This window comes from Qipengyuania atrilutea (assembly GCF_013370205.1).
GTDB classification, from domain to species: Bacteria; Pseudomonadota; Alphaproteobacteria; order Sphingomonadales; family Sphingomonadaceae; genus Actirhodobacter; species Actirhodobacter atriluteus.
This window is the reverse complement of record NZ_JABWGV010000002.1, coordinates 94,352-119,480: the sequence shown is the minus strand read 5'-3', so window position 1 is coordinate 119,480 and position 25,129 is coordinate 94,352. Positions and strand designations below refer to the sequence as shown.

General features: G+C 62.9%; 29 protein-coding genes. 14 read left to right on the top strand and 15 right to left on the bottom strand.

Translation table 11 applies throughout. The features are described 5' to 3' along the window. Positions 1-77 precede the first annotated feature (77 nt). Together HUV48_RS05620 and HUV48_RS05615 are read left to right on the top strand one after the other, a co-directional pair. Positions 78-1,880: an AMP-dependent synthetase/ligase gene (locus HUV48_RS05620; protein WP_176266822.1), complete on the top strand. Its 1,803-nt coding sequence runs from the start codon at positions 78-80 to the stop codon at positions 1,878-1,880. Positions 1,881-2,020: 140 nt separating this feature from the next. Beyond that, positions 2,021-3,328: a sugar MFS transporter gene (locus HUV48_RS05615; RefSeq protein WP_176267304.1), complete on the top strand. Its 1,308-nt coding sequence runs from the start codon at positions 2,021-2,023 to the stop codon at positions 3,326-3,328. Positions 3,329-3,335: 7 nt separating this feature from the next. On the opposite strand, the gene HUV48_RS05610 is transcribed toward HUV48_RS05615, so the two are convergent. The 3 genes from HUV48_RS05610 to HUV48_RS05600 all read right to left on the bottom strand — a co-directional run bounded on the left by HUV48_RS05610 (position 3,336) and on the right by HUV48_RS05600 (position 5,344). Then, a complete protein-coding gene (locus HUV48_RS05610) occupies positions 3,336-3,863 on the bottom strand; it encodes a hypothetical protein (protein ID WP_176266821.1) in 528 nt (175 codons plus the stop codon). A gap of 87 nt (positions 3,864-3,950) precedes the next feature. After that, the gene (thiS, locus tag HUV48_RS05605) at positions 3,951-4,955 is read right to left on the bottom strand and encodes a sulfur carrier protein ThiS (RefSeq protein ID WP_176266820.1); all 1,005 of its coding nucleotides are present in this window, start codon (positions 4,953-4,955) and stop codon (positions 3,951-3,953) included. Beyond that, complete coding sequence (locus HUV48_RS05600) at positions 4,952-5,344, bottom strand: MerC domain-containing protein (protein WP_176266819.1); 393 nt, start codon at positions 5,342-5,344, stop codon at positions 4,952-4,954. The genes thiS and HUV48_RS05600 overlap by 4 nt, the downstream gene beginning before the upstream one ends. 130 nt (positions 5,345-5,474) lie before the next feature. Here HUV48_RS05600 and HUV48_RS05595 point away from each other — a divergent pair, with 130 nt between their 5' ends. The 3 genes from HUV48_RS05595 to rpsI all read left to right on the top strand — a co-directional run bounded on the left by HUV48_RS05595 (position 5,475) and on the right by rpsI (position 7,837). Continuing rightward, positions 5,475-6,575, top strand: a complete 1,101-nt coding sequence (locus HUV48_RS05595; protein ID WP_176266818.1) for a COX15/CtaA family protein — start codon at positions 5,475-5,477, stop codon at positions 6,573-6,575. A gap of 174 nt (positions 6,576-6,749) precedes the next feature. Next, positions 6,750-7,229 (top strand): 50S ribosomal protein L13, encoded by a 480-nt coding sequence (gene rplM / locus HUV48_RS05590; protein WP_176267303.1) that lies wholly within the window; start codon positions 6,750-6,752, stop codon positions 7,227-7,229. Beyond that, positions 7,229-7,837, top strand: coding sequence for a 30S ribosomal protein S9 (gene rpsI, locus HUV48_RS05585; RefSeq protein ID WP_225871554.1), 609 nt, complete (start codon positions 7,229-7,231; stop codon positions 7,835-7,837). Before rplM ends, rpsI begins: the two co-directional genes overlap by 1 nt. An 86-nt stretch (positions 7,838-7,923) precedes the next feature. On the opposite strand, the gene HUV48_RS05580 is transcribed toward rpsI, so the two are convergent. Genes HUV48_RS05580 through HUV48_RS05570 form a run of 3 tightly spaced genes read right to left on the bottom strand, consistent with a single transcriptional unit; the run spans position 7,924 to position 9,947 of the window. After that, a complete protein-coding gene (locus HUV48_RS05580; RefSeq protein ID WP_176266817.1) occupies positions 7,924-8,781 on the bottom strand; it encodes a metallophosphoesterase family protein in 858 nt (285 codons plus the stop codon). Next, entirely contained in the window at positions 8,778-9,638 is an 861-nt protein-coding gene (locus tag HUV48_RS05575) for a diacylglycerol kinase family protein (RefSeq protein WP_176266816.1), read from the bottom strand. Before HUV48_RS05575 ends, HUV48_RS05580 begins: the two co-directional genes overlap by 4 nt. Positions 9,639-9,680: 42 nt before the next feature. Next, the gene (locus HUV48_RS05570) at positions 9,681-9,947 is read right to left on the bottom strand and encodes a hypothetical protein (RefSeq protein WP_176266815.1); all 267 of its coding nucleotides are present in this window, start codon (positions 9,945-9,947) and stop codon (positions 9,681-9,683) included. Positions 9,948-10,140: 193 nt separating this feature from the next. On the opposite strand from HUV48_RS05570, the gene HUV48_RS05565 reads away from it, so the two are divergent. Further along, positions 10,141-10,440: a UrcA family protein gene (locus tag HUV48_RS05565; RefSeq protein ID WP_176266814.1), complete on the top strand. Its 300-nt coding sequence runs from the start codon at positions 10,141-10,143 to the stop codon at positions 10,438-10,440. A gap of 159 nt (positions 10,441-10,599) precedes the next feature. Here the strand turns inward: HUV48_RS05565 and HUV48_RS05560 are convergent, their stop codons facing one another. From HUV48_RS05560 to HUV48_RS05550, 3 genes are all read right to left on the bottom strand, one after another. Next, complete coding sequence (locus HUV48_RS05560; RefSeq protein ID WP_176266813.1) at positions 10,600-11,340, bottom strand: LytR/AlgR family response regulator transcription factor; 741 nt, start codon at positions 11,338-11,340, stop codon at positions 10,600-10,602. Then, positions 11,333-12,592: a sensor histidine kinase gene (locus tag HUV48_RS05555; protein ID WP_176266812.1), complete on the bottom strand. Its 1,260-nt coding sequence runs from the start codon at positions 12,590-12,592 to the stop codon at positions 11,333-11,335. The genes HUV48_RS05560 and HUV48_RS05555 overlap by 8 nt, the downstream gene beginning before the upstream one ends. 90 nt (positions 12,593-12,682) lie before the next feature. Next, on the bottom strand, positions 12,683-14,200 hold the full coding sequence (locus HUV48_RS05550; protein ID WP_404799927.1) for a fumarate hydratase: 1,518 nt from the start codon (positions 14,198-14,200) through the stop codon (positions 12,683-12,685). Positions 14,201-14,393: 193 nt separating this feature from the next. Between HUV48_RS05550 and HUV48_RS05545 the strand changes: the two genes are divergently transcribed. The 5 genes from HUV48_RS05545 to HUV48_RS05525 all read left to right on the top strand — a co-directional run bounded on the left by HUV48_RS05545 (position 14,394) and on the right by HUV48_RS05525 (position 19,798). After that, the gene (locus HUV48_RS05545) at positions 14,394-15,005 is read left to right on the top strand and encodes a protein-L-isoaspartate O-methyltransferase family protein (protein ID WP_225871553.1); all 612 of its coding nucleotides are present in this window, start codon (positions 14,394-14,396) and stop codon (positions 15,003-15,005) included. Further along, positions 15,005-16,531: a TolC family outer membrane protein gene (locus HUV48_RS05540; RefSeq protein ID WP_176266810.1), complete on the top strand. Its 1,527-nt coding sequence runs from the start codon at positions 15,005-15,007 to the stop codon at positions 16,529-16,531. The genes HUV48_RS05545 and HUV48_RS05540 overlap by 1 nt, the downstream gene beginning before the upstream one ends. A 103-nt stretch (positions 16,532-16,634) precedes the next feature. Then, positions 16,635-17,201, top strand: a complete 567-nt coding sequence (locus HUV48_RS05535) for a DUF2497 domain-containing protein (protein ID WP_176266809.1) — start codon at positions 16,635-16,637, stop codon at positions 17,199-17,201. Between the two features lie 60 nt (positions 17,202-17,261). Then, positions 17,262-19,415 carry an alpha/beta hydrolase family protein gene (locus tag HUV48_RS05530; RefSeq protein WP_176266808.1) on the top strand — a complete coding sequence of 718 codons (2,154 nt, stop codon included), beginning with the start codon at positions 17,262-17,264 and terminating at the stop codon, positions 19,413-19,415. Further along, positions 19,412-19,798 carry a (2Fe-2S) ferredoxin domain-containing protein gene (locus HUV48_RS05525; protein WP_176266807.1) on the top strand — a complete coding sequence of 129 codons (387 nt, stop codon included), beginning with the start codon at positions 19,412-19,414 and terminating at the stop codon, positions 19,796-19,798. Before HUV48_RS05530 ends, HUV48_RS05525 begins: the two co-directional genes overlap by 4 nt. On the opposite strand, the gene HUV48_RS05520 is transcribed toward HUV48_RS05525, so the two are convergent. Next, entirely contained in the window at positions 19,795-20,100 is a 306-nt protein-coding gene (locus tag HUV48_RS05520; protein ID WP_176266806.1) for a hypothetical protein, read from the bottom strand. The two genes, HUV48_RS05525 and HUV48_RS05520, sit on opposite strands and share 4 nt — an antisense overlap. Before the next feature lie 129 nt (positions 20,101-20,229). On the opposite strand from HUV48_RS05520, the gene HUV48_RS05515 reads away from it, so the two are divergent. From HUV48_RS05515 to xth, 3 genes are read left to right on the top strand one after another with little or no spacing between them, the layout of a single operon-like run. Further along, a complete protein-coding gene (locus HUV48_RS05515) occupies positions 20,230-20,658 on the top strand; it encodes a CBS domain-containing protein (RefSeq protein WP_176266805.1) in 429 nt (142 codons plus the stop codon). A gap of 42 nt (positions 20,659-20,700) precedes the next feature. Beyond that, complete coding sequence (locus HUV48_RS05510) at positions 20,701-21,030, top strand: HesB/IscA family protein (RefSeq protein WP_176266804.1); 330 nt, start codon at positions 20,701-20,703, stop codon at positions 21,028-21,030. A 39-nt stretch (positions 21,031-21,069) separates the two neighbouring features. Next, on the top strand, positions 21,070-21,843 hold the full coding sequence (gene xth / locus HUV48_RS05505; protein WP_176266803.1) for an exodeoxyribonuclease III: 774 nt from the start codon (positions 21,070-21,072) through the stop codon (positions 21,841-21,843). A gap of 67 nt (positions 21,844-21,910) precedes the next feature. Here the strand turns inward: xth and HUV48_RS05500 are convergent, their stop codons facing one another. The 5 genes from HUV48_RS05500 to dnaQ form a co-directional block, all read right to left on the bottom strand. Further along, positions 21,911-22,570 (bottom strand): cell wall hydrolase, encoded by a 660-nt coding sequence (locus HUV48_RS05500; RefSeq protein WP_176266802.1) that lies wholly within the window; start codon positions 22,568-22,570, stop codon positions 21,911-21,913. Positions 22,571-22,760: 190 nt separating this feature from the next. Further along, positions 22,761-23,162: a DUF1491 family protein gene (locus HUV48_RS05495; protein ID WP_318656055.1), complete on the bottom strand. Its 402-nt coding sequence runs from the start codon at positions 23,160-23,162 to the stop codon at positions 22,761-22,763. 42 nt (positions 23,163-23,204) lie between these two features. Further along, a complete protein-coding gene (locus tag HUV48_RS05490; RefSeq protein ID WP_176267299.1) occupies positions 23,205-23,684 on the bottom strand; it encodes a PaaI family thioesterase in 480 nt (159 codons plus the stop codon). 26 nt (positions 23,685-23,710) lie between these two features. Then, positions 23,711-24,286 (bottom strand): ribosome hibernation-promoting factor, HPF/YfiA family, encoded by a 576-nt coding sequence (gene hpf, locus HUV48_RS05485; RefSeq protein ID WP_176266801.1) that lies wholly within the window; start codon positions 24,284-24,286, stop codon positions 23,711-23,713. A 126-nt stretch (positions 24,287-24,412) separates the two neighbouring features. Next, complete coding sequence (gene dnaQ, locus HUV48_RS05480; RefSeq protein WP_176266800.1) at positions 24,413-25,099, bottom strand: DNA polymerase III subunit epsilon; 687 nt, start codon at positions 25,097-25,099, stop codon at positions 24,413-24,415. Positions 25,100-25,129: the final 30 nt, after the last annotated feature.

The window sequence follows — 25,129 nt, the reverse complement described above, 5'->3', positions numbered from 1 at the left end:
GCCGCTACGTGACTGCGTGCCTAAACGTCGGAAGGGAATTTCCGTAGAACAGAAATCCGGCCAAGGGGGACGCGCGAATGCTGCTTGAGGACATCGAAACAGCGGACAATCTCGTTTCGTTGTTTCTGAAACGCGCGGATGCACGCGCGGACCGGCCTTTCCTCGGCGCGAAAATAGATGGATACTGGAAGACCATCACCTGGGGCGAAGCCGCCCGCCGGGTCTGCCTGCTTGCGGAGAACCTGCGCGGGCTCGGCCTCAGGGAGGGCGACCGCGTCGCACTGGTGAGCGAGAACCGGCCGGAATGGTGCCTCGCCGACATCGGCATCATGGCCGCCGGCTGCATCACGGTGCCCGCCTACACCACGAATACCGAGCGCGATCACGTCCACATCCTCGACAATTCGGGCGCGAAGGCCGTAATCGTATCGACCGACAAGCTGGCGCAGCCGCTGATCCCGGCTATTTTCCGTACCGGCATCGCTGAGCACATCATCCCGATCGACGAGGTGCGCGGCTATCAGGGGGGCAACCTGGAATGCCACGGCTGGTCGGCCATGATCGAAGGCAATGCCGCGGCCGCGCGCAAGGCCGTCGACGAACGGATTGCGGGCATCGGCCGCACGGACCCGGCCTGCATCATCTACACGAGCGGTACCGGGGGAGCTCCGCGAGGAGTAGTCCAGCATCACGGCGCGATCCTGTGCAACGTCGCAGGCGCCGCCAGCATCCTCATCGAGGATTTCGGCGTCAAGGACGAGCGCTTCCTGTCGTTCCTACCGCTGTCGCACGCTTACGAACATTCGGGCGGGCAGTTCCTTCCGATCGGCGTCGGCGCGGAAATCTTCTACGCCGAAGGGCTGGAGAAGCTCGCTACCAATATCGAGGAAGTGCGGCCCACGCTGATGGTTGTGGTGCCGCGCCTGTTCGAGGTCTTGCGTACGCGGATCATGAAGCAGGTGGCGAAGCAGGGTAAGCTTGCCAATTACATGATGGACCGCGCGCTGCTCATCGGAGAGCGCAAGGCGGAAGGCCGCAAGCGCCTGATCGACGCACCGATGGACTTCCTGCTCGACAAGGCCCTGCGCCCGAAAATCCGCGACAAGTTCGGCGGCCGGATGAAAGCGATGGTTTCGGGCGGCGCGCCGCTTAATCCCGAGGTCGGCATCTTCTTCGACGCCATCGGCCTGACCTTGCTGCAAGGCTACGGTCAGACGGAAGCCGGTCCGGTGATCAGCTGCAACCGGCCGCGCGCAGGCATTGCGATGGAAACCGTCGGCCCGCCGATGAAGGGCGTCGAGGTCAAGATCGCAGATGACGGCGAAATCCTGTGCCGCGGCGAGCTCGTGATGCATGGCTATTGGCAGAACGATTCCGAAACGCGGCGCACGATTCAGGACGGGTGGCTGCATACGGGCGATATCGGCCATCTCGACGCGCAGCGCCGGATCGTCATCACCGACCGCAAGAAGGACATGATCGTCAACGACAAGGGCGACAATGTCGCGCCGCAGAAGCTGGAAGGTATGCTCACCCTGCAGCCGGAAATCGGGCAGGCGATGGTGACCGGCGACAAGCGACCTTACGTGGTCGGATTGATCGTGCCGGACGCGGAATGGCAGCTCGACTGGTGCCGCGCACAGGGCAAGAAGTTCGACTGCCGGCAGGTCCAGCAGCTACCCGAATTCAAGACCGCGATCCGTGCAGCGGTCGATCGGGTCAACGCGGAGCTTTCCGTGACCGAGAAGATTCGCCAGTTCACCTTCGCGGACGAGCCATTCTCCATCGAGAACGAAGAGATGACGCCCAGCATGAAAATCCGGCGTCACAAGATCAAGGAACGCTATCAGGACCGGCTCGACGCGCTGTACCGTTCGTAGGCCCTCACGCATAAGTATGCACGGAGGCATAAGCGCACCTAAACGGCGTATAACGCTTCATAAAACGCACCGAAGCCGGTAGCAGAGGTACCAAGGCGGCCCATAAAGAGCCTGCTGCATTCTACATGGGAGATTGGGTTATGGTAGCCGTGCCGGACAATCGGGCGAACACGAGTGGCGGCGGCGGTTCCTCCGCGACCGGGGCTTTCGCCACCATCACGACCCTGTTTTTCGCGTGGGGTTTCATCACCTCGCTGATCGATCCGCTGGTCGCCGCGGTGAAGGGCATTTTCAGCCTTTCCAATTTCGAGGCGCAGCTAACCGCCTTCGCCTTCTTCATCGCTTACGGCCTGGTATCGATACCCGCCGCGATCCTCGTCTCGCGGATCCGGGCCGTTCCGGCGATCGTGCTCGCCATCGGCCTTATGGTCGGCGCGTGCCTTGCGATCATGGCTGCCGGATCGGCTGCGACCTATGCGGGCGTGCTGTTCGGCCTGTTCGTCATGGCAAGCGGCATCACCATCCTGCAAGTCGCCGCGAATCCGCTCGCCGCAGCGCTCGGCGTGCCGGAAAAGAGCCACTTCCGGCTAACCTTCAGCCAGGCCTTCAACTCGCTCGGCACCGTGCTTGGCCCGCTGATCGGCGCGCATTTCCTGCTGGAAGGGGTCGAAGTGCCCGAAGGCGAAGCGATCGACGCAGCCGCGGCGAGCAATGCATTGAGCGCAGTCAACACTAGCTTCCTCGTGATCGGTGCGCTGCTTGTCCTGCTTGCACTGTTCATCTGGCTGTCGCGCCAGCGCATCGAACGCGCCTCGCCCGAAATGAGCGATCCGGCGGGCTTCGGCGATACCGTACGCGCGGTCGGCAAGTCGCGCTGGGCGAAGATCGGCGGCCTCGCAATTTTCCTCTACGTTGGAGCGGAAGTCGCCATCGGCACGCAAATGGCCCTGTTCCTCAATGACGGCGACATCTGGAACATTCCGCTGCAGGAAGCAGGCTATTACGTCAGCCTCTACTGGCTCGGCGCGATGATCGGGCGGTTCCTCGGCTCGGCATTGCTGACGCAATTCAAGGCCTACAACCTGTTCGGCTTCGCCACGGCGGTCGCCGCGCTGCTGTGTGCCTATGTCGCCTTCGTCGGCGGCCCGTCGGCAGGTTACGCCGCGCTGTGCATCGGTCTGTTCAACTCGATCATGTTCCCGGTCATCTTCACGCTGACGCTGGAACGGTCGAGCGCGAGCGATGCGGCGACCTCGGGCTTCCTCTGCGTCTGCATCATCGGGGGCGCATTCGTGCCGCTCGCGGTCGGAGCGCTAGCCGATGCGAGCGATTACGCGACCGCCCTGCTGATCCCGATGCTGTGCTACGCGGTGCTGTTCGGAATCTCACGTCTTGCTAGATCGGCCGAATTGCACACCAGTCACAAGACCGAGCCTGCCGCCCTTTGACCTCGCGTCAGGCGGCTTCTAGCGCTACGTGCTGGGGGTAGAAGCTGGGCGCGCGGTCCGACCAGCCGGGCGCGGTGGCCGCAGCTTCGCTTAGCGACTGAAGCAGGTTCTTGCGCCGTTCGGGCCGGATTTGCGGCAGTGCTGCGGCGGCGCAGAATGCGCTGGGCAGCCACGGCCGGACCCCCGGGCCGAGCAGCCGCTCGTAAAGAAACCGCATCGCGGAGAAACTTTCGATCCGCTCCTGCGAAAGATCGAACGCGGCGAGCCGGATCAGCTTCGCCATCAGGTCTTCCATGGCCTCGCCGTTGGTATCGGCAGGAAGCCGAAGGCGCAGCGTCTTCAAATCCTGGTAGATGACATATTGCCGGCGGATCGCGGCATTCTCTTCCGGAGAGCGCGCCCACACCTTGAAGGCATCGCTGCGAGCGAGCCCGACATCGAGACTGCGCTTGATGTAGCGCTGCTCTGCCGCGGTGAAGCCCGCGAATTCGCGCATTTCCGCGATAAGAACCGAAGCCGTCCGTGCAGTAGCCATAGCGCGCCATTCCCTTCCGTTGAGTGGAATGTCGCGCAGTTTGGTTAACGCCCGGTAAGCGGGCGCGGCTTTTTTAGATGGGCTGCTTCAAATGAGGCCGGCAAGCGGGCTCGAGGGATCGGCATATTTGCGCGTCGCCATGCGTCCGGACAGATAAGCCTCGCGGCCCGCCTCGACGCCCAGCTTCATGGCGCGCGCCATGCGGACCGGGTCCTTCGCTTCGGCAATCGCGGTGTTCATGAGTACGCCGTCGCAGCCGAGTTCCATCGCGACAGCGGCATCGCTCGCCGTGCCGACGCCTGCATCGACCAGCACCGGCACCTTGGCGCCTTCGACGATCAGCCGGATGGTGACGCGGTTCTGGATGCCGAGCCCGCTGCCGATCGGAGCGCCCAAGGGCATGATCGCCACCGCGCCCGCCTCTTCCAATTGCTGCGCCGCGATCGGATCGTCCGCACAGTAGACCATCGGGTGGAAGCCCTCCTTGGCAAGCACTTCGGTCGCCTTCAGCGTCTCGCGCATGTCGGGATAGAGCGTGCGCGCCTCGCCAAGAACTTCGAGCTTCACGAGGTCCCAGCCGCCAGCCTCGCGTGCGAGCCGCAAAGTGCGGATCGCCTCGTCGGCGTTGAAGCATCCGGCGGTGTTGGGAAGATAGGTGATCTTCTTCGGATCGATGAAGTCGGTCAGCATCGGCGCCTTGGGATCGCTGACGTTCACGCGGCGCACCGCGACGGTCACGATCTCGGACCCGCTGGCTTCGAGGGCGGCGGCGTTCTGCTCGAAATCCTTGTACTTCCCTGTGCCGACGATGAGGCGCGACGTGAAGGTGCGTCCGGCGACGGTCCAGGTATCGCCCGCAGCCTCGCTCCCGCCGCCGACGAAATGGACTATCTCGAAATTGTCGCCGTCGCTGACGGGAATCGAACCCAGTTCGGAGCGCGGCGCGATTACGCGGTTGTGCTCGACGGCTACCTTTTCGGGTTCGAGATCCAGTTCACGTACGAGATCAGCGATCGTCGCAGCATCGCTGCGGCGGGTCTCTCCGTTGACGGTGAGGGTCTTGGTGAGGGCTTCGGTCTGAGGGGCTGTCATTCCCCGTCAGATAAGGCTCCGTGCGTGTGGCGCAAGTTGAGGATGTGCCCGAGCGAAACAAGTGCGACACCGATGATCGTCAGCACCGCCTCGTGAAACCCGTGCGGCACGGCCAGTGCGCCGCCCATGAAGGTCAGGCCCGACATGGCGACGACGAAGGATAGCGGACGGCGATGCTGGAGCGCGCCCCAGCCGATCGCGACTGCCGCGATGACGAGCGCCACGACCAGCCCGGCGCGGTGCCACATAGGGTCGGCCAGGAAATGCCCGCCGAGGCCAAGACCCGAAACGATCAGCACCGTCGCGAGGCAGTGGGCGGCGCACAGGCCGGACAGGACGATGCCCGCGCGGTCGAGCTTGCGGCGAAGAGAGGGAATCAGGAAAGCCATGAGTGAGCCGCATATATGATACACAATAACATTTCACAAGAGCTTGCCGCAGTGTATCGTCCAAACGGCGCGGTTTCGCGACGGTTCGACCTTGCGTTCATACCCCTGCGCTACGTAAAGGAGGCGCAGAATGGGTCCGATAGCCAAAGATTTCGCCAAGGCGCGGCAACCGCGTATCGGCAAGGCGCGTCCGGCAAAGCTCGCGACATGGCTGTTCGTGGTCGCGGCGCTGGTGGTGCTGATGGTCAGCGTCGGCGGCATCACGCGGCTAACCGAATCGGGTCTGTCGATCACGCAGTGGCAACCGATTACCGGCGCAATTCCGCCGCTTAGCGAGGCCGCGTGGCAGGCGGAATTCGATCAGTACAAGCAAATTCCCGAATACCAGAACGTCACCGGGCCCGCCGGCATGGATCTCGCGGCGTTCAAATTCATCTACTTCTGGGAGTGGTTCCACCGCCTGCTCGGGCGAATCATCGGCCTCGCCTTCGCGCTGCCGCTTGCGTGGTTCTGGATCCGCGGCGCGATCCCGGCCGGCTACAAGCCGCGTCTCGTTGCACTGCTCGCGCTGGGCGCTCTGCAAGGTGCCTTCGGCTGGTTCATGGTGCGAAGCGGGCTTTCGGGCGAGATGACCGACGTGAGCCATTTCTGGCTGTCGATCCATTTGCTGACCGCACTGTTCACGCTGGCGGGGCTCGTCTGGACCGCACTCGACCTGCGCGGGCTTGCCTTCACCGCCCGCTCGCGTCCGGCGCGGCTCAAGCCGCTGACGATGGGCGTGGCGGCAGTGGTCTTCGTCCAGCTTCTTCTCGGGGCGTGGGTGGCAGGTCTTAACGCCGGACTCGCATCGGACAGCTGGCCGCTGATGCAGGGCGGGTTCGTGCCGGAATACGACAGCAGTCGCGGGTTTTTCTACGCACTGACTCACGATCCCTATCTTCTCCACTTCCTGCATCGCTGGTGGGCCTGGGCCGCGGTCGCCGCGTTGATCGTGCTGGCGCGCGCGGTCAAACGCTCGAACCGCCTCGCCTCGATCAGCCTGCATATCGCCTACGGCACCATGATCGCCCTCGGCATCGGGACCGTTTTGAGCGGGGTTGAGCTGTGGGTGGCGGTCGCGCACCAGCTTGTCGGGGCGCTGCTCGTCATCGCGCTCGCCTGCGCCGCGCATATCTATGGCCGGCGGACCAAGCGGACCGGCATCGCAGGGCTGCAATCGGTACCGATCTGAGCGCGCGCGTAGTCATACGGTATTATTTTACCTCTCCCTAAACACGCGCATTTGCTTGACTTGCGGGCCGAGCCGTACCAAATGCGCCCGACTTTGTACCGTGCGGGGAAGCGATTCCCGTCGGCTGCGGCACGAAACCAGTTCACTTACACGAACCGAATGGAAAGACAGCCCATGAAGGCGCTCAGCAAGATGACGCGGTCGATCAAACCGGCCGAAGTCGAAAAGAAGTGGCACATCATCGATGCCGACGGCCTGGTGGTCGGTCGGCTCGCAGCGATCGTCGCCAACATCCTGCGCGGCAAGCACAAGCCGAGCTTCACCCCGCACGTCGACTGCGGCGATCACGTCATCGTGATCAATGCCGACAAGGTCCGTTTCACGGGCAAGAAGATGACTGACAAGGTGTATTACAAGCACACCGGTCACGTCGGCGGCATCAAGGAAACCACTCCCGCGAAAGTGCTGGAAGGCCGCTTCCCCGAGCGCGTGCTCGAAAAGGCCGTGCAGCGCATGATCCCGCGCGGACCGCTGGGACGTGACCAGATGCGCGCCCTGCACCTCTATGCCGGGACCGAGCATCCGCACGCGGGCCAGCAGCCCGAGACGCTCGACGTCGCTTCGATGAACCGCAAGAACAAGGCTCCGCAATAATGGCCGACAACAACACCGACGACAAAGCAGCCGAAACCGCTGTCGACACCAAGGCTGCCGACAAGCAGGCTGCGGACACCGCTTCCGAAGAGAAGAGCGACACGAAAAGCGTGAGCGACCTCGGCGATCTCAAGGAAATCGCAGGCGATACGCCCGATGCCGACGCTGCCGCGATTGCGCAGGCTCCTTCCGCGCCGCTGCGCGAGCAGGAACTCGACGCACAGGGCCGTGCCTACGCCACTGGCCGCCGCAAGGACGCCACTGCGCGGGTCTGGATCAAGCCGGGCAAAGGCAAGGTCACGGTCAACGGCCGCGATCAGGAAGTCTATTTCGCACGCCCGACCCTGCGGCTCGTCATCAACCAGCCTTTCACCATCACCGAGCGTGAAGGTCAGTACGACGTTATCGCCACTGTCAGCGGCGGCGGTCTGTCGGGCCAGGCCGGTGCGGTGAAGCACGGCATCAGCCAGGCACTCGCCAAGTTCGAGCCAGCACTGCGCTCGACCGTCAAGGCAGCAGGCTTCCTTACCCGCGACAGCCGCGTCGTCGAGCGTAAGAAGTACGGCCGTGCGAAGGCACGCCGCAGCTTCCAGTTCAGCAAGCGCTGATACTCGGACGCGAAGGCCTGCGGGAATACCCCAAGAAAAGGCGGCTCCTTCCGGGGTCGCCTTTTTTGTATCTGTTGTAATAGGCGTCAGTGAACGGGCGGATCGGTCCGCGGAACCTGACCCACCGGAGCGACGGGTTCGCCAGGCTCGCGCGGCGGGGTCGCGTCTTCCGGCACGTCGTCGATCTGCATCGCTTCCTTCGGCACGCTTTCGAGATTGCGGACCTCGACCTCGAGATGGCCGCCAAAGAAACGCAATTCATTGAAACTCGGCGGGGTCGAGCGCGTGCGCTTCGACAGCGTGCCCGCGCCGATCATGCGTACCGGCCCGTGCACCGTCTCCTGCGTCAGATCAAAGGCGTCGTGAACATGGCCCGACAGTACCGCGGTCACGCCGCGCTTCGCCAGCTCCGCCAGCGCCTTGTTGCCGTTCTTCGTCAGTGCCGTTCCCTCGGTCCCGACTTCGCGCAAGGGATGATGGACAGCGACCAGCGCCTTCGTCCCTTCCGGCAAGGCATCAATCGCCGCCAGCGTCTTTTCGAGTGCGGCGTCGGTTACCCAGCCCTTCGACCAGTTGAAGCGCCACTGCGCCCGCACCGCCGTCTTCAACGGAACGATCGCGATGCCGGGCAGGTCGATCTCCTTTTCGACCACTCCTTCCATCCCGTGAAAGCGCTTGTAGGGCGTGAAGAACCGCTCGATCGGGTTGAAATACGGCATGTCGTGATTGCCGACTTCGACGGTGACCGGCACATCGAGCTTCAGGATCCACGCGCGTGCGGCATCGAACTCGCGGTGCCGCGCTCGCATGGTCAGGTCGCCGGTGATCGCGACTGCGTCAGGCTTTTGCCGCTCGATTTCCGACGCCACCCAGTCGAGCGCCTGGTTGTCCTCCAGCCCGAAATGGATGTCGCTGAGGTGAAAGAGAAGTGCGTCGCCGGTCATGTCCGCGGACAAAACAGATCGAGGTCGAGCGGCGCAAGCGAAAAGCGCTCTTCGCTCCGCCCGTCGAAGCGCTCGCCGTCCACCATGAGCGGGATCGGGGCGCCGTCCTCCCCGACACAGGTGACACTTTTTACCGAGCCGAGGTCGTCGTGCGGTCCTTCGCGAAAATCGTGCTTCAGGATCGCGATGCCCTGCCCCAGAAAGTCGCCGACCGTTCCGGCCGAGTAGCCCTGTATCTTGATCGCCTCGCCGACCGGAGACAGGCGCACGCCGGCATACCCCTCCTCCTTGCCGAGCGGCGGATTGCGTAGCGCCACCTTGGGCCCGCTCCAGCTTTCGGATATCGCCTCGGCCGCATCGGTGGCCGCTTCGATCAACGCACTTTCGCGCAGTTCTTCGCGCACGTCCGCCCATTTCGCGCCTGGTCCGGCAAGTATCTCTGAAAGCGCGACGACTGTTTCGCCCCGGACGCATTCGATCCGCCGCCGTTCGAATTCGCCGTTCACGAAGCGCCGCGCGATATCCGTGCTGTCGCATTCCTCGAACAGCCGGTGGCACAGCAGATTTGCCGTACCGCCCGGTAGGGGCAGCAAGGCGCCGCCCCACCCTTCGAGTTCCCTCACCGTGTAATTAAGCGATCCGTCCCCGCCATGGACGATCAGGGCGTCCACACCCTCCCGCTCCAACTCGGCACGCGACGGCACCCCGTCCTTCTTCACATCAATGATCCGGACATCGCTCGCCGCCTGCCGGCCGAGGATCTCGCAAAGCTCGGCGATCAATTCTTCCTGGTGGCTGCCGCTCGTTTCGTTCACGACCAGCCAACGCCGCTGCGAAGTCATTTCGTCGTCTCCCATCTCGATGAAGCGTAGATAAAGCCCGCGCGTTCCCGAAACTGTTCAGATCCGCCGGGTCAGTATGAGCCAGCCTGTCGCGAGATTAAGGCCGCTGTACAAGGCGTAGATCCATGCGACGCCCGCCCAACCGTTCCCGGCCAGCAGCATCGCGGCGAGAAGCCATGCGAATTCCGCGACGAACGTGAAATGCCCCCGCGCGGCGCCTGTAAGCGCCTTTATCTCGCGCAGCATCGGATGTCCGCTCTGCAAGACCGCCTTGTGAATTGCAAAATTGCCGATTCCCAGCGCGAACATGACGAATATTACCATCGACTAGCGTCGTCCCTAATAATTCGTCGGCTCCCGAGTGTTGTTGGTCGGCCAACTTCACCCGCTTATCCGATTGGTCCTTCATCTGTCGAGATGCTGCTGCGCGTGGCGGCGGGATCTGTACCTTTCAAATTGCGCAACGCCTTCAGCGACCCCGAAGAAAACGAAGGCACGCAGTACGAAGGAGGATCATATGAAATACGCATTAGCAGCCATTGCGGCGCTCTCGCTTTCCGCACCCGCAGTCGTCCATGCCCAAGAAGAGCAGACCATCCATGTCGAATACAAGGATTTGAACCTGACCAGCCAGAAAGGGCAGCGCGCACTCGAGCGGCGCATCAATGCCGCCGCACGCGAAGTTTGCGGCATCGACTTCGCCCCCACCGGAACGCGCATCGTCCATCCGAAAGCGCGCGAATGCTACGACAAGGCCATGAGCGGCGCGATGACGCGCTACGCTGCACTCGTAGCCGACAGCCAGCTCGGTGGCTGAGCTTTCCTCCACAGCTTAGGAACCCCGGCGGACCAGTCCCTTTCGCCGGGGTTCCGACAGCCTGATCCGGCAGGCATAAATCCCGGGAAATCGACCCGAACAGACTGATACGGGCGGCGCATCGGCAGATGCGCCGCTTCTCTTTTCGGAGTGGCAGGATCAGCGGCCCGCCATCGCCTTGACCTTGGGCAGATAGGTCCGTCCGATCCGCAGCGCCTCGCCGTTTTCCAGTTCTGCCGACCAGACACCCAGCCCGTCGTGCCGCAGTCCGCGGATGTGGTCCTTGCGCAGGATCGTCGAGCGGTGGATGCGAATGAAATCCGCCGGATCGAGCCGCTCTTCGAGCCCTGCGATCGTCTGCAACAGCAGATAAGTGCGCTCGCCGACATGAAGCCGGACGTAGTCGCGCTCCGCATCGATCCGCCCGACTTCGCGCGTTTCGATCCGGATCAGCTCGCTGCGGTGCGGGATCCACAATTCATCGAGCCATTCGCTGGTCTTACCCTTACCGCTTCCGCGCCGCTGCAGGGCGCGTCCGATCGCACGTTCCAGCCGTTCGGCCTTGACCGGCTTCAGCACGTAATCGACCGCGTCGAGATCGAAGGCATCCACCGCATATTCGTCATGCGCCGTGACGAAGACGACCGCTGGTCGATGCTGCTTCTTCGACAGCGACTTCGCAACCGACAGGCCGTCCACCTCAGGCATGGTCATGTCGAGCAGAATGAGATCGGGCGACAGCGCATCGACCAGCCGCAGGGCGGCCGCTCCGTCGCTGGCGGTGCCGACCACGGACAGATCGTCGATCCGTGCGCAGATCACCTGCATGCGTTCCACGGCAAGCGGCTCGTCGTCGACGATCAGCGTCCGTAATTTGGGTTCGGCGGTTTCCTCAGCCATGTCGCACCAGTGGCATTCTCAGCTCCGTTTCGTAACCATCCAGGGTCGGGCCCGACGTGATACTCGCACTGTTGCCGAAGCGCGCAGCCAACCGGTCGCGGACATTGGCAAGACCGATGCCGAAACCGGACACGCCCTTGGTTCCGTCTCCGGCATTTCCGGCTGGTTCGCTGTGACCGCCGTCGTTGGTGACGGTCACGACGAGGCGGTCGAATTCCTCACGCGCTGCGACGTGGATCGTGACCGGTTCGGTGCTTCTTGCAACGGCATATTTCACCGAGTTCTCGACCAGCGGCTGAAGGATCATACCCGGCACTTTCATGCCGGCAAGCTCCTCAGGAAGTTCGAACTGCGTCCGCAGCCGTTGAGGAAACCGAACGGCTTCCACATCGAGATACCGGCGCTGCAAGGCGAACTCGTCTTCCAGCGGCACGTCCATAGTCGGATCGTCAGCCAGCGAATGCCGATAGAAATCCGAGATCGTCTGGATCATCTCTTCCGCATCGTCGGTCCGCCCGGTCATCACGAGCGCGGAAAGCGAGTTGAGCGTATTGAACAGGAAGTGCGGATTAACCTGGTAACGAAGCGAGCGAAGCTCCGCTGCCTTCGCGGCCCGCCTGAATTCGCCCTCGCGCCGCTCCGCCGCCTGTGCCTGCGCACCGGCGATCAGCGCGAGGTACAATGCCGACCACGCCAGCAGCAGGAAGTAGAGGCTGAGGGCAGCTCCGATGATCGGACGCCACCGGTCGAGGCCGGTCGGTGCGGGCTCGAGCGTCAGGCTGAACGAGGGTGGCGCAGCCCCGGCGCTGCCGTTCTCGTCTGCCGGAACCCAACCGCGCGGAGTAGGAATATCGACGAGAAGATTACCCGCCTCGTCCCGGCGCAGGTTCACGCCCTGCTCCTCGGCGAATTTCTTCTGCATCTCCTCCTGTATTTCCGCGAAGACCGCCTGGTTGATCTGCGCGATCAAGACCGATGCGGGCAATGCGGCAAGCAGAGCGATAACGATCTTGACCCACAGCGCCCGGTATTCGAACAATCTGAGGATCAGCCACAGCGCGACCGTCACCGCGGCTCCCGCGGCGCACACCAGGCTCCGCCGCCAGAGCAGTTCCGCTTGCATGTCGATACCCATCACATTGCCGCGAAGGGTGACGAGAAGGAAATAGCACAGCCACGCTCCGATAATGGAAGCAAGGACAATCTTCAGCGGCAGGCGTTCGTGCACGGTAAGCGCGGAGCTTTGGTTCATACGTGCCCTCGATAGTCCAAACCTGCCGCTCCTATCCAGCCCGGCGGTCGAGAAGCGAAGGGCGTTGGTCGATGGCCCACGCCCCCGGTCCTACAGCGTCGGCAGCAGATTCTCTTCCCTGATCCGTTTGCGCCACTCGGCGGGCGCCTGTTTGTGGACGTTGTTGCCTGCGCTGTCGACGGCAACCGTGACCGGCATGTTCTCGACTTCGAACTCGTAGATCGCTTCCATGCCGAGGTCTTCGAACGCGGCGACCCTGCTGCCCTTGATGGCCCGGCTTACGAGGTAGGCCGCCCCGCCCGTCGCCATCAGGTACGCAGTCTTGAAGCGGCTGATGACGTCGACGGCGTCGGGGCCGCGTTCCGCCTTCCCGATCATCGCAAGCAGCCCTAAGTCGAGCATCATCTCGGTGAACTTGTCCATGCGCGTCGCGGTGGTCGGGCCCGCCGGGCCGACCACCTCGTCCATGACCGGATCGACCGGCCCGACGTAGTAGATTGCGCGGCCCCTGAAATCGACCGGCAGTTCCTCGCCGCGGTCGAGCATGTCCTTGATGCGCTTGTGCGCCGCGTCGCGGCCCGTCAGCATCTTACCCGACAGCAGTAGGCGGTCGCCCGCGCTCCACTGGTTGACCTCTTCCTGCGTGAGCGTGTCGAGATCGACGCGCCGCGCCGAACTGTCCGGCTGCCAGTTCACTTTCGGCCAGTCGTCGAGGTCGGGCTGCGGGAGATAGGCCGGCCCGCTTCCGTCCATGGTGATATGCGCGTGGCGCGTGGCCGCGCAGTTGGGGATCATTCCCACCGGCTTGCCGGCGGCATGGCACGGCCATTCGAGGATCTTTACGTCGAGCACGGTGGATAGGCCGCCCAGCCCCTGCGCACCGATGCCCATTGCATTGACGGCATCGTAGATGTCGACCCGCAGCTGCTCGATATCGCTTCGCGGGCCGCGCTGCTTGAGCTGCGCCATGTCGATCGGATCCATAAGCGACTGCTTGGCCAGCTTCATGCATTTTTCCGCCGTGCCGCCGATGCCGATGCCGAGCATTCCGGGCGGACACCAGCCGGCTCCCATCGACGGGATCTGCTCGACCACCCAGTCGACGATGTTGTCGCTCGGGTTCATCATCTTGAACTTCGATTTGTTCTCGCTGCCCCCGCCTTTCGCCGCGACGTCGATACCAACGGTATCGCCCGGCACCATCTCGACCGAAAGCACGCAGGGCGTGTTGTCGCGCGTGTTGCGCCGGGTGAAAGCCGGATCGGCAAGGATCGAGGCACGCAGCTTGTTGTCGCTGTTGGTATAGGCGCGGCGCACGCCCTCATCGACGATTTCCTGCAGGCTGCGCTTCGAATCGAGGCGGCAGTTCTGCCCCCATTTTATGAAGACGTTGACGATCCCGGTGTCTTGGCAGATCGGACGGTGCCCTTCGGCGCACATCCGGCTGTTCGTCAGGATCTGCGCAATCGCATCCTTGGCAGCTTCGCCCTGTTCGGCCTCATAGGCCTTTCCGAGCGCCTGGATGTAATCCATCGGGTGGTAGTAGCTGATGTACTGCAGCGCATCGGCTACCGTTTCGATAAGATCGTCTTCCTGGATTATGGTCATGTCGCTCATCGAACGATTCCTTCCATCGGCAGATAGGCGCGCGCATCGGCCGCGCTCTTTACCTAGCGCCACTAGCGGTTAATGACGGGAAGCGTCAAAGGCCTTGGCTGCAATAACGGTTGCGCTTAAGGCAGCATGAGACTAACTGTATTGCACTCTTAATACACCTTGGAACGGGGTTGGATCGATTGACATGAGCGGGGCCGAAAACAGGCGGGACAACGCGCAGTTTTATGCGACTGCACGCAAGGCGATGATCGACAGCCAGCTACGCACGAGTGGGGTGAACGCGGACTTCGTGCTGAACCGGATGCGCAGCGTCGCACGCGAGGATTTCGTGCCCGAAGGTCTTCGTGCGAGTGCTTATGTCGACCGCTCGCTCAAATTCCCGGACGGCGGCGTGATGGCGCCGCCCGTATTCTACGGCATGATGCTTGAAGAAGCGCGCCCTACCGCCTCCGATCACGTCCTGATCGTGGACGGCGGCAGCGGCTATCTCGGCGCGCTGGCTACTCCGCTGGCCGGTTCGGTCACAACCGTCACGCCCGCTGATGCTTTCAAGGAAGCAAATGGGGATACGCCCTTCACTCTCGTACTGATCGACGGCGCGATCGAGGAAATGCCTGCCGCGCTCGTCAGGCGGATGGCGGACGATGCACGGGTCGTCACCGGTCTCGTCCGGGACGGCGTGACACGGATCGCGCGCGGCCGGAAGAGCGGCGATGGCGTGGCCTTCGCACCGCTTGGCGAACTCGGCATCCCGCGGCTCACGCAGTTCGACCGCAAGAAGGCATGGCAGTTCTGATGAGCGGCCAGGGCCGGCTACGGAGCGCGGGTTACGCGGTCACGGCGCTTGCCTCCTGCGCGGTGCTCGCGCTGACCGAAACGCCTGCCTATGCGGACACGCTGCGCGAGGCGCTACTCCAGGCCTATCGCAGCAATCCGACGCTGGAATCCGCACGGTCCGAGCTTCGCGCGATCGACGAGAACGTGCCGATCCAGAAGAGCGCAGGGCGCCCCTCGGTCGAAGCCAGCGGAACCTATACCGAGATACTGAAGCAGAACTCGACGAGTTTCTTCTCGCCCAGCCGGGCCGTCAATACCGGGATCGATCTCGGCGTGCCGATCTATTCGGGCGGTGCGGTCAAATATTCCGTACGCGCGGCGGTAGAGCGCGTGGAAGCCGGGCGCGCGGACCTTCGCGGCACCGAATCGGCCATCTTCAGCCAGGTCGTCGCCGCCTACATGGACGTGCTGCGCAGCGAAGCGGTCGTGGGCCTGACCGCTAACCAGGTCGAAGTGCTCGGCATCAACCTGCAGGCGACGAGCGACCGGTTCGAGATCGGCATTCTCACCCGCACCGACGTCGCGCAGTCGCAGGCGCGGCTTGCGCTTGCCGAAGGCGATTTGCGGAGCGCACAGTCGAACCTCATCTCCGCGCGCGAGACCTATATTCAGTTGGTGGGCGAAGCGCCGACCAATCTGCAGCCGCCTCCGCCGCTGACCGACATTCCCAGCGACGTGGAAACCGCGGTAGATATCGCGCTCGAGAACAATCCCGACCTCATTGCCGCGCGCGAACGCGCCGTGGCGGCAGGTTACGATATTCGGGTAGCAGGCGCACAGCGGTTGCCGCGCGTGTCGGTCTTCACCGGCTACGACTACCAGAACTTCCTCGGCAGCGTGCCCGACGGCGTGCTCGATCCGGACGATCCGAACAGCGAGGTCGTTGCCAGTCCGCAAGTGGCCACCGGCGCACAGGCGGGCGTTTCCTTCTCCATTCCCCTGTTTCAAGGTGGACGCATCGCTGCGCAGCAGCGTCAGGCGCAGGCGCGTGCCTCTGTCGCGCTCGAGCAGATCGTGGCAGCGGAACGCGACGTGATCGCGCAGGTCCGGGCGGCCTGGGCGAGCCTGCAAGCCTCACAGGCGATCATCGCTTCCTCGCAGACAGCGGTTGATGCCGCCGCGCTTAGCCTCGAAGGTGTGCGGGCGGAAAACTCGGTCGGCAATCGCACGATCATCGACATTCTCGATGCCGAACAGGAACTGCTCAATACGCAGGTCCAGCTCGTGACCGCGCGGCGTAATGCCTACGTCGCCGGCTTCAGCCTGCTTGCGGCGATGGGCCGCGCCGAAGCGCGCGATCTGGGGCTTGGCGAAGCCGGGCCGCTCTACGATCCGGTCGTCAATTACGAGCGGGTGGAGGGCAAGTTCTTCGACTGGGACCGCGATCCCGATCCGGAAACGCAAAGCACGCGGACGATCGACGTGCCTGCGCCCGATGCCGAAATACCCGACATGGGTCCCTACGAACGCGAACCCGATCAGTAACCGCAACCGTAAACGCATTTGATAAACGCATCCAATTTCGTTTAGACCGTGTTTGCGGCGAGCGATTGTGCCGATGCCGTATGTCACAGGGGCCCGAATTCTGATGCACCAGCTTGGCGAACCGTCGGTCGAGGAAATTCTCGATTCCATCAAGAAGGTGATCGCGCGCGACAGCCGTGCCATCGGCGTGCCGCGATACACGGACAACCGCGCCGAACCCGCCGATGCGGAGGAGGCCGAGGAAGTACTCGAATTGGCGGAGGACGAGATCCTCGGCTCGAACGAAGCTGCACCGGTTTCGAACGAGGAATTGCTGATCGACGAAGGTGCCGAGCCGCTCGAATACGGACCATGGCAGGACGATGACGAGATTTCCGCGGACGTCGATGACGCGGACGAGGACGAGGATTACGCCGACGACCTCGATGGTGGTCCGCTGACCAGCGCCGACGTGCGCATGGCGATGCGGGACAATCTGGCCGCGCTCGCCATGCTGTCGGACCCGAAAGGTGCGCAGCGCACCTTGCGCGCGGGCGAAACCTCGCTCGAGGAACTGACCCGCGATCTTTTGCGTCCGATGCTGGCGCAGTGGCTCGACGACAATCTTCCTGGCATGGTGGAGCGTCTAGTGAAGGCCGAGATCGCACGGATCGGCAAGAAAGCCCGCTAGAAAGTTACCCGGCAGCCTTAACTTCTTGCGCCTGCCCGGCGATTGCGCAACTGTGCGCGCATGAAGAAAATTACCGGCCCGATGGCCTGTTCGCTTGCTGCCCTTGCCGCATATCTAGCCGTCCCCGCGTCCGCTCAGACCAGCGCCGCGCCTGCCGCGAGGCCGATGAGCGCAGTCGATCTCGTCACGATGCCCCGCGTCGGGGCACCTGTCGTTTCGCCCAACGGACAGCACATGGTTTATGCGGTCACGAACACTGATCCGGAAAGCTTTTCACGTACCACGACGCTTTACTGGCGCCCGGTCATGGACATGGACGCGGAGCCCGTCGCGCTCGATCTTGGCGGCGATGCGAACAGCGCTACCTTCGGACCGGACGGCTACCTTTATTTCCTGAGCGGACGGGCAGGCACTGGCGGGGACGAAAAGAGCCGCATCTGGCGTACGCGCATCTCGCCTGCAGGTGTGGCCGGCGCACCCGAACAAGTGACCGACTTCGCCGCCGATATTGCCGGCTTCGCAGTCGCACCTACTGGCGGCAAGCTTGCGGTATGGGGCGAAATCTCGCGCGAATGTACGACCTTCGGCTGCGAGGGTGACGGCACCGCGCATCTGACCGGCCCCGGAACCGGCCGCCTATACGAAGGCGATACGGGCTTCATCCGCCACTGGGATACCTGGGAAACGCCGGGCACATACAGCCGCGTCTTTGTCTACGACCTCGCGAACGGAAAGGCGTCGGGAAGCGGAATGCCGATCGACGGTCCTGCAGGCGCGGAAGCGCTGGTCGGCGATACGCCCATAAAGCCGTTCGGTGGGGGAGAGGACGTCGCCTGGGCTGCGGACGGCAAAGGCGTGTACTTCGTCGCGCGCGAAGCCAATGCAGCCGAACCGACCTCGACCGACACGGATATCTACTACGCAGACCTCTCCGGCGAAGCGCCGCGCAATCTGACCGATGCGAACGAAGCGTTCGACCTGTCGCCTGCGCCCTCGCCCGACGGACGCCAGCTTGCCTATCTCGCGATGGCGCGGCCGAATTACGAAGCGGACCGGCAGGTGGTGCACCTCCGCGACCTGCGTACCGGCGAAACGCGCGCCCTCACGCAGGTTTTCGACCGCAGCTTCGGATCGCTTGCATGGACGCCGGACGGCCGCTGGATCGTCGCGACGGCGCAGGACGTGCTCGATACGCCTGCATTCCGGATCGATCCGCACAGCGGCAAGGTCGAGCGCCTCGACCTGATGGCCGGAAACGAAGCGCATATCGGAAACGTCAAACCGCTTTCCGGCAATCGCCTGCTGTTCACACAGGACTCCATCGGCGCTCCAGCCGAAATCTTCCTGTCGGAGAACTGGGGTCAGGCGCTTCCCATTACGGATATTGCAAAAGGTCAGGTCGGCGAACTCGCCTCGATCGAGACCAAGCGCTTCAACTTCGCGGGCGCAAACGGCGATACGGTATGGGGCCAGATAACCAAGCTGGAAAATCAGGACGGCCCGATGCCGGCTATTCTCTACGTCCATGGCGGGCCGCAAGGTTCGTTCAACGACGGATGGTCGAGCCGCTGGAACCCCCGCGTTCTTGCGAGCCAGGGCTACGCCGTCATCTCGGTCGATTTCCACGGATCGACCGGTTACGGTCAGGAGTTCACCGACAGCATCAACCGCGACTGGGGCGGTAAACCGCTTGAAGACCTGAAGCTCGGTCTCGCTGCTGCGCTTGCGCAGGATAGCCAGATCGATGGCAGCAAGGCCTGCGCGATGGGCGCGTCATACGGCGGCTTCATGATGAACTGGATCGCGGGACAGTGGCCCGACCGCTTCGATTGCCTCGTCCAGCACGACGGCCTGTTCGACATGCGCAGCTTCTATTACGTGACCGAAGAACTGTGGTTTCCGCGCTGGGACTTCGGCGGATCCTACGCCGAGCAGACCGAACAGTACGAGCGGTTCAACCCCGTCAACTACGTCGACCAGTGGAAGACGCCGATGCTCGTCATAACCGGCGAGCAGGACTTCCGCGTACCGTATACGCAAGGCATCGCGTCCTTCACCGCCCTTCAGGAACGCGGCATCGAATCGCAACTGCTCGTTTTCCCGGACGAGAACCACTGGGTACTGAAGCCCAAGAATTCGCTGCAGTGGCACAATGTCGTGTTCGACTGGCTCGCGCGATATCTCAAGGATGGGGAAGGCAGCGCGGCCGAGTGAGCGGCGGACTCCACAAAGCGGAAAAGGCACTCGCGAAACTAGGCGGGAGCGAGACGCAGCGGCATATCTTCCTGTGCGCGCTGGCGGAAAAGCAGAAATGCTGTTCGCGCAAGGAAGGCGAGCAGAGTTGGAAGTTCCTGAAGCGCCGGATGAAGGAGCTCGGTCTCACCAAGCCGAGCCGCGAGGGCGGGCCTGTCGCGCGGACCAAGGCCGATTGCCTGCAGATATGCGAGCACGGGCCGATCGCGGTCGTGTGGCCCGATAACGTGTGGTATCACTCCTGCACGCCCGAAGCGCTGGAACAGATCATTCAGGTGCATCTCATCCGCGGCGAACCGGTGGAGGCCTACCGCCTTCGTCCGCCCGAAGAAACCGGCCGCTAGTCCTTGCGCCAGTGATCGGCTTCTTCGCCGAGTCGGTCCTCTACCGCCTCGTCGTGGCCCGTCCCATGCGATAGGAACACGAGGCCCATCAGCGCGCCCGTCAGTAGCATGGTGAAGGTGATCGCCAGTCCCACCGCGATGTAGAAGTGGATCGAAACCGGGTCGCCGCCCTTGTAGATCAGCGCGAAGGCAATCAGCACGACGCCTACCGCCAACAGGAACATAAAGCGCATCAACCGCTTGTACCGGGCCCAGGCGAAGGCGGCGTTGCGGGGATCGTCCAGAGGGGATTTGCGCGTCATGCCCCTTTCATGGGGTATGCTGGTAGAAGGCGCAAGGTTGGCCCGCCTGGGCTCGCCTCGACTGGCGGACTCGCAATTTCGCCCCCTTCATGGCACAATCGCGGCAACAACAGCGAGGAGGATGCAGCTATGAAGATCGCTCAACTGATCGAAACGCGCGACATCGCGGATGTCGTCGTCGCCCATCCGGACATGTCGGTAATCGATGCGGTTGCCCTGCTGGCGGAGAAGCGGATCGGCGCCCTGCCCGTAATCCGGGACGGCGCGGTGGTCGGCATCTTCTCCGAGCGCGATGTGATCTATCGCCTCGCGCACGAGGGTAAGGGATGCATCGACACCGATGTCGGCACGATCATGTCCTCGCCGCCAATCACGGTGGAGCGGCAAACCTCGGTCGACGATGCGCTTGCCCTGATGACGCGTCGGCGCATCCGCCATCTGCCGGTCATGGACGGTACGGCGATGTGCGGCTTCATCTCGATCGGTGATCTCGTGAAGTCGCGCTATGCCGAGGTACAGCACGAAGCACAGGCGCTGCGGCAGTATATCCAGACCTGACGGCGGCTTGGAACCGAGCATGCGAACGCCTAGATAGGACGCATGGCCGATCCCCTTACCCTCAGCCCCGCTGCCGCAACCCGCGTAAAACTTATCGCGGAAAAGCAATCGCGCGAACCGATCCTGCGCCTGTCCGTAGAAGGGGGCGGTTGCTCCGGCTTCCAGTACAAGTTCGAACTGGCAGGCGAAGCGGACGACGGCGACAGCGTCAGCGAGACCGATGGCGCGCGCCTTGTGGTTGACCCCGTCAGCCTTGACCTCGTCGCCGGGAGCACGGTGGATTTCGTGGAGTCGCTCGGCGGCGCTGCCTTCCGGGTCGAGAACCCGCAGGCCGCTGCAGGATGCGGCTGCGGATCGAGCTTCGGCATTTAGGTTAGACGCGCAGGCCGTTGTGCGGCAGAAGGCCGGGCAATGAGGATTGCGACTTTCAACATCAACGGCATCAAGGCGCGGCTTCCGCGCCTGATCGAATGGCTTGAAGAAACGCGCCCGAGCGTCGCCTGCCTGCAGGAAATCAAGACGCAGGACGAAGGCTTTCCGGCAGACGACTTCGCGAAGATCGGCTACGAGGCGATCTGGCACGGCCAGAAAGGCTTCAACGGGGTGGCGATCCTCGCCGACGGCGTGAAGCCGGTCGAAACGCAGCGCGGCCTTTCCGGAGACGACAGCGATGAGCAGGCGCGTTACCTGGAAGCCGACGTGAACGGCGTACGCGTCGCCTCGATTTACCTGCCCAACGGTAATCCGCAGCCCGGACCCAAGTTCGACTACAAGCTCGCATGGATGGAGCGCCTGCGGGTGCATGCCAAGACCCTATGGGACGCCGAGATCCCGACGGCGCTGATCGGCGACTACAACGTCATTCCCGAAGACAAGGACGTCTGGTCCCCTGCCGCCATGGCGAACGACGCGCTGATGCAGCCCGCATCGCGCAATGCCTATTTCGCAATGCTGTCGGATGGATGGACCGATGCGGTCAATACGCTGAACCCGCGCGGCGGCGTATGGACGTTCTGGGACTACCAGGCGGGCGCGTGGCAGCGCGACCACGGCTTCCGCATCGATCACCTGCTCTTGAGCCCAGAGCTGGCCGACCGCATGACCGCGGTGGGCGTCGACAAGGAATACCGTGGCCGCGAGAAATCGAGCGACCATACCCCGGTCTGGGCCGAGTTCGCGGACTGACCACGGCGACAAAAAAGCGCCCCGCCCGGCAATCCGGACAGAGCGCTTCAATTTAATTCCGCAGGTTTTACCGGTAGAAGATGTGCCGGTTAATGGTGACGCGCGCTTCCTTGCGCGAGGCCCAGCGCGGTTTCACGTATTTGGCGTGGAAGTAGAGGCTGTCGCCGGCTTCGCTGTCCCACGTGCCCTGATGAGCGATATGGGCGAGTGCCTTCGCGTTGCGCCATGCGGCCGAATTTGTCCGGATCTTCGGCATCGCGCCGCCGCGTACGAAAGAGAACTGCGAACGCTGGAAGACCACGCCGCAGTAGTCGGAGGGGAAACGCTGCGATTCGGCGCGGTTCACGATGACCTGACCGACTGCGAGCTGGCCGGATAGCGGCTCTCCGCGCGATTCGAAGTAGATCGCACCGGCAAGGCACTGCATGTTTTCGGATAGGTCGCCGCTCGTATCGGTAAGCGCGACCAGTTCCCGGAGCGATGAAGCCGTAGCTGCTGCATTCGCGCGCTCGTCTTCCTCGGTTTCCTCGGGAATTGGCTGGACGACTTCACCGGCTTCGAACACCGGGACGACTTCGTCGGTCAGAACCGGGGCGGCAACCTGCGCCGCTGGTTCGGTAATCTGCTCTTCCTGTGCGAAGGCGTAGGAACCTTCGGCGTTGGCGAGCGTAAAAATCATCGTGGCCGCTACGGCGGCTGCACTGAATTTGATCGTCTTGCGGGTCATAGATCCGTTTGACTTAGCGGTGAACCGCCTGACGCAGATCGAAGCCCGTATCGCTTATCTTGCGATATCACTGGGTGGCTTTCATTATCTGCCGGCCGTCCCCCGTCTGCGCGCTAACACACACGGCCGAGTGCCGCGTTATGTCGCCTGCGCTTTGTGGAGAAGGTGGCCGCTAGGTAGAGACGAAGGATTATGAGTCAACTCGGTTAACCCTGCTCTCGATGAACTCCGCGGCGTTCGGCAAATCGATCTCCACGATCCACAAATCGTTATCTTGCGCCGCGCGGCGCGAAACATATTCCGAAAACTCTGTTGGTTTCTCAGCGTCTTGTTCGCGGGTCACGGTGAAGAGACGTGGCCCGTCCAAGCTTGGCATGCGTTCCCACAGGCTGGCATTGCTGCCCCGGTCAACGGATAACAGAACGATGGTCCCGGCGTCGCGGTCGCCGCGGGAAAGCACTGCTGCAAATCCTCCAAGCACTTGAACTTGCTTGATAATTGCAGATACTTCGACATGAGCGGGAAGACGCGTACCGGTCACCGAAGCCACACTTTCGACCAAACCGGTTTCAAATGCGACAAGTTGCAGCAAGCCTGCGATAGATTGTGCAGTGCACAATAAATCCGCTTCGCATTAGTTCGCTTTGTAGCCATCGAGACTCGACAACGGGATTCGCGAACGCATGAAGGTGCCTGTCCCGCGTCCTATCTCTTCGCCCTCCGCATCAACGAGGCGCGATTCGGCGACCAGGACGCGCCGCCTGCCGCTGACCCATTTCCCTTCAGCAACAACTTCGCCCGCGCGTACAGGCTTCGTGAAATGCAGATTGAACGACGTGGTAAGAAGGAAGCGGTCGGTCGCGAGCGTATTCGCAGCGTAGAAGGCCGCATCATCAAGCATCTTGAAATAGATCGTACCGTGCGCCGCCCCGGCGGCATGGAAGACCTTGTCGCTAACGACGAAACGGATGGTCGCCTCCCCTTCGCCGGCGATCTCGATATGCGATTCGAACAGGCGATTGATCGGTGCCGATACGTAGAGCCGTTCCAGCGCGCGGTAATGCGACGCAGCCCCGCCCGGCGCGGCTTCCGGCGATGATCCGCTCTCCTCCACTGCCTGCACCCGCCCCGGAACGAAATCTAAGCGCGCGGTTCGACCCAGCCGACCGAACCGTCGCGGCGGCGATAGACCATATTATGCCGGCCCGTGCCCGCATTCTTGAAGAACAGTGCGCCCGTATCACGCAGGTCGAGCATCATGACGGCGTCGGCGACGCTGGCTTCGGGAATATCGGCTGTCGTTTCCGCGATGATCGGAGGCGCGTCTTCACCGACTTCCTCTTCGTCGCGGTCCGGCTCGGGCGCGGCGAAGATCGTGTAGGCTGCTTCCTCCTCTTTCATGGCGTGAGCGGACTGGCTATGCCGGTCGGTTAGCCGGCGCTTGTAGCGGCGCAGCTGTTTCTCGATCTTGCTGGCGGCCTGGTCCGCCGCCTGGTGCGCGTCCTGCGCCTCTCCATGCGCTTTCAGGACGAGGCCCTGCATTACATGGGTTACGATGTCGCAGCTGAACGCGTTTGCCGGGGCTTTGCCGAAGATGACGTGCGAGGAAAGCGCACGGTCGAAATATTTCTCGACCACGCGGCCGAGCCGATCTTCGACATGTTCCTGAAGGGCTGCACCGGTATCGACCTGATGGCCGGAGACGCGAATATCCATGAGCGACAACCTCCTGTCTGTTTCACTGTCTTTAACGCAGGCTAAGCAGACAAGTGCCGTTCCACGAGTCATTTTTTGCAGAAATACGTAGCTCGCGCTTGCACCTTAAACTGCGATAGCGCCAACTCAGCTATTCCAGAGCGGACGCTCCATACCTTTCAGGAACTCGGCATGGCGCGCCAGTTCGGCAGCGCTTGCCATATGCGGGCGGGGCGGGCGCACGGTGCGGTTCTGCGGAACCAAACGCGCAGTCTCTTCCGCGATGCGCGCGTCGACTTCCGCCGCAAGTTCGAGACCGATCTGCCGTCCGCCGGTCAGTTCGATATAGACCTGGGCGAGGAGCTCGGCATCGAGCAATGCGCCGTGCTTGACCCGGTGGCTGCGATCGATCCCGTAGCGCGTGCAGAGCGCGTCGAGCGACAGCTTCGCGCCGGGATGCTTGCGCCGGGCGAGGGCGACCGTATCGACCATCCGTTCCATCGCGACGATCGGCAGGTCGCACAACGTCAGCTCGTTGTTGAGGAAGCCAAAGTCGAACCCGGCGTTATGCGCCACCAACGGATCCTCGCCGATGAATTCGAGCAGATCGTGACAGCAATCGCGGAAGAACGGCTTGTCCGACAGGAAGATCGCCGACAGGCCGTGCACCGCTTCCGCACCGGCGGGCATATCGCGTTCCGGATTGTAGTAGGCGTGGAAAGTCTTGCCGCTCGGCACACGATCGATCATCTCGACGCAGCCGATTTCCACCATCCGGTCGCCCGTCTTAGGGTCCAGACCGGTCGTTTCGGTATCAAAGACGATTTCGCGCATGGCGGCTCTTATTTACGATGCGCCGCGGAC

Bases quoted from the DNA above. Each gene is read 5' to 3' on its own strand.
- HUV48_RS05620 (WP_176266822.1), top strand. From the start codon at position 78: ATGCTGCTTGAGGACATCGAAACAGCGGACAATCTCGTTTCGTTGTTT.
- HUV48_RS05575 (WP_176266816.1), bottom strand. From the start codon at position 9,638: ATGGGAGACGACGAAATGACTTCGCAGCGGCGTTGGCTGGTCGTGAAC.
- thiS (WP_176266820.1), bottom strand. From the start codon at position 4,955: ATGACAGCCCCTCAGACCGAAGCCCTCACCAAGACCCTCACCGTCAAC.
- HUV48_RS05570 (WP_176266815.1), bottom strand. From the start codon at position 9,947: ATGGTAATATTCGTCATGTTCGCGCTGGGAATCGGCAATTTTGCAATT.
- HUV48_RS05510 (WP_176266804.1), top strand. From the start codon at position 20,701: ATGGCCGATCCCCTTACCCTCAGCCCCGCTGCCGCAACCCGCGTAAAA.
- HUV48_RS05530 (WP_176266808.1), top strand. From the start codon at position 17,262: ATGAAGAAAATTACCGGCCCGATGGCCTGTTCGCTTGCTGCCCTTGCC.
- HUV48_RS05610 (WP_176266821.1), bottom strand. From the start codon at position 3,863: ATGGCTACTGCACGGACGGCTTCGGTTCTTATCGCGGAAATGCGCGAA.
- HUV48_RS05515 (WP_176266805.1), top strand. From the start codon at position 20,230: ATGAAGATCGCTCAACTGATCGAAACGCGCGACATCGCGGATGTCGTC.
- xth (WP_176266803.1), top strand. From the start codon at position 21,070: ATGAGGATTGCGACTTTCAACATCAACGGCATCAAGGCGCGGCTTCCG.
- HUV48_RS05520 (WP_176266806.1), bottom strand. From the start codon at position 20,100: ATGACGCGCAAATCCCCTCTGGACGATCCCCGCAACGCCGCCTTCGCC.
- HUV48_RS05580 (WP_176266817.1), bottom strand. From the start codon at position 8,781: ATGACCGGCGACGCACTTCTCTTTCACCTCAGCGACATCCATTTCGGG.
- HUV48_RS05615 (WP_176267304.1), top strand. From the start codon at position 2,021: ATGGTAGCCGTGCCGGACAATCGGGCGAACACGAGTGGCGGCGGCGGT.
- HUV48_RS05550 (WP_404799927.1), bottom strand. From the start codon at position 14,200: ATGACCATAATCCAGGAAGACGATCTTATCGAAACGGTAGCCGATGCG.
- HUV48_RS05555 (WP_176266812.1), bottom strand. From the start codon at position 12,592: ATGAACCAAAGCTCCGCGCTTACCGTGCACGAACGCCTGCCGCTGAAG.
- HUV48_RS05600 (WP_176266819.1), bottom strand. From the start codon at position 5,344: ATGGCTTTCCTGATTCCCTCTCTTCGCCGCAAGCTCGACCGCGCGGGC.
- hpf (WP_176266801.1), bottom strand. From the start codon at position 24,286: ATGGATATTCGCGTCTCCGGCCATCAGGTCGATACCGGTGCAGCCCTT.
- HUV48_RS05565 (WP_176266814.1), top strand. From the start codon at position 10,141: ATGAAATACGCATTAGCAGCCATTGCGGCGCTCTCGCTTTCCGCACCC.
- HUV48_RS05500 (WP_176266802.1), bottom strand. From the start codon at position 22,570: ATGACCCGCAAGACGATCAAATTCAGTGCAGCCGCCGTAGCGGCCACG.
- HUV48_RS05535 (WP_176266809.1), top strand. From the start codon at position 16,635: ATGCACCAGCTTGGCGAACCGTCGGTCGAGGAAATTCTCGATTCCATC.
- dnaQ (WP_176266800.1), bottom strand. From the start codon at position 25,099: ATGCGCGAAATCGTCTTTGATACCGAAACGACCGGTCTGGACCCTAAG.
- rpsI (WP_225871554.1), top strand. From the start codon at position 7,229: ATGGCCGACAACAACACCGACGACAAAGCAGCCGAAACCGCTGTCGAC.
- rplM (WP_176267303.1), top strand. From the start codon at position 6,750: ATGAAGGCGCTCAGCAAGATGACGCGGTCGATCAAACCGGCCGAAGTC.
- HUV48_RS05560 (WP_176266813.1), bottom strand. From the start codon at position 11,340: ATGGCTGAGGAAACCGCCGAACCCAAATTACGGACGCTGATCGTCGAC.
- HUV48_RS05540 (WP_176266810.1), top strand. From the start codon at position 15,005: ATGAGCGGCCAGGGCCGGCTACGGAGCGCGGGTTACGCGGTCACGGCG.
- HUV48_RS05545 (WP_225871553.1), top strand. From the start codon at position 14,394: ATGAGCGGGGCCGAAAACAGGCGGGACAACGCGCAGTTTTATGCGACT.
- HUV48_RS05595 (WP_176266818.1), top strand. From the start codon at position 5,475: ATGGGTCCGATAGCCAAAGATTTCGCCAAGGCGCGGCAACCGCGTATC.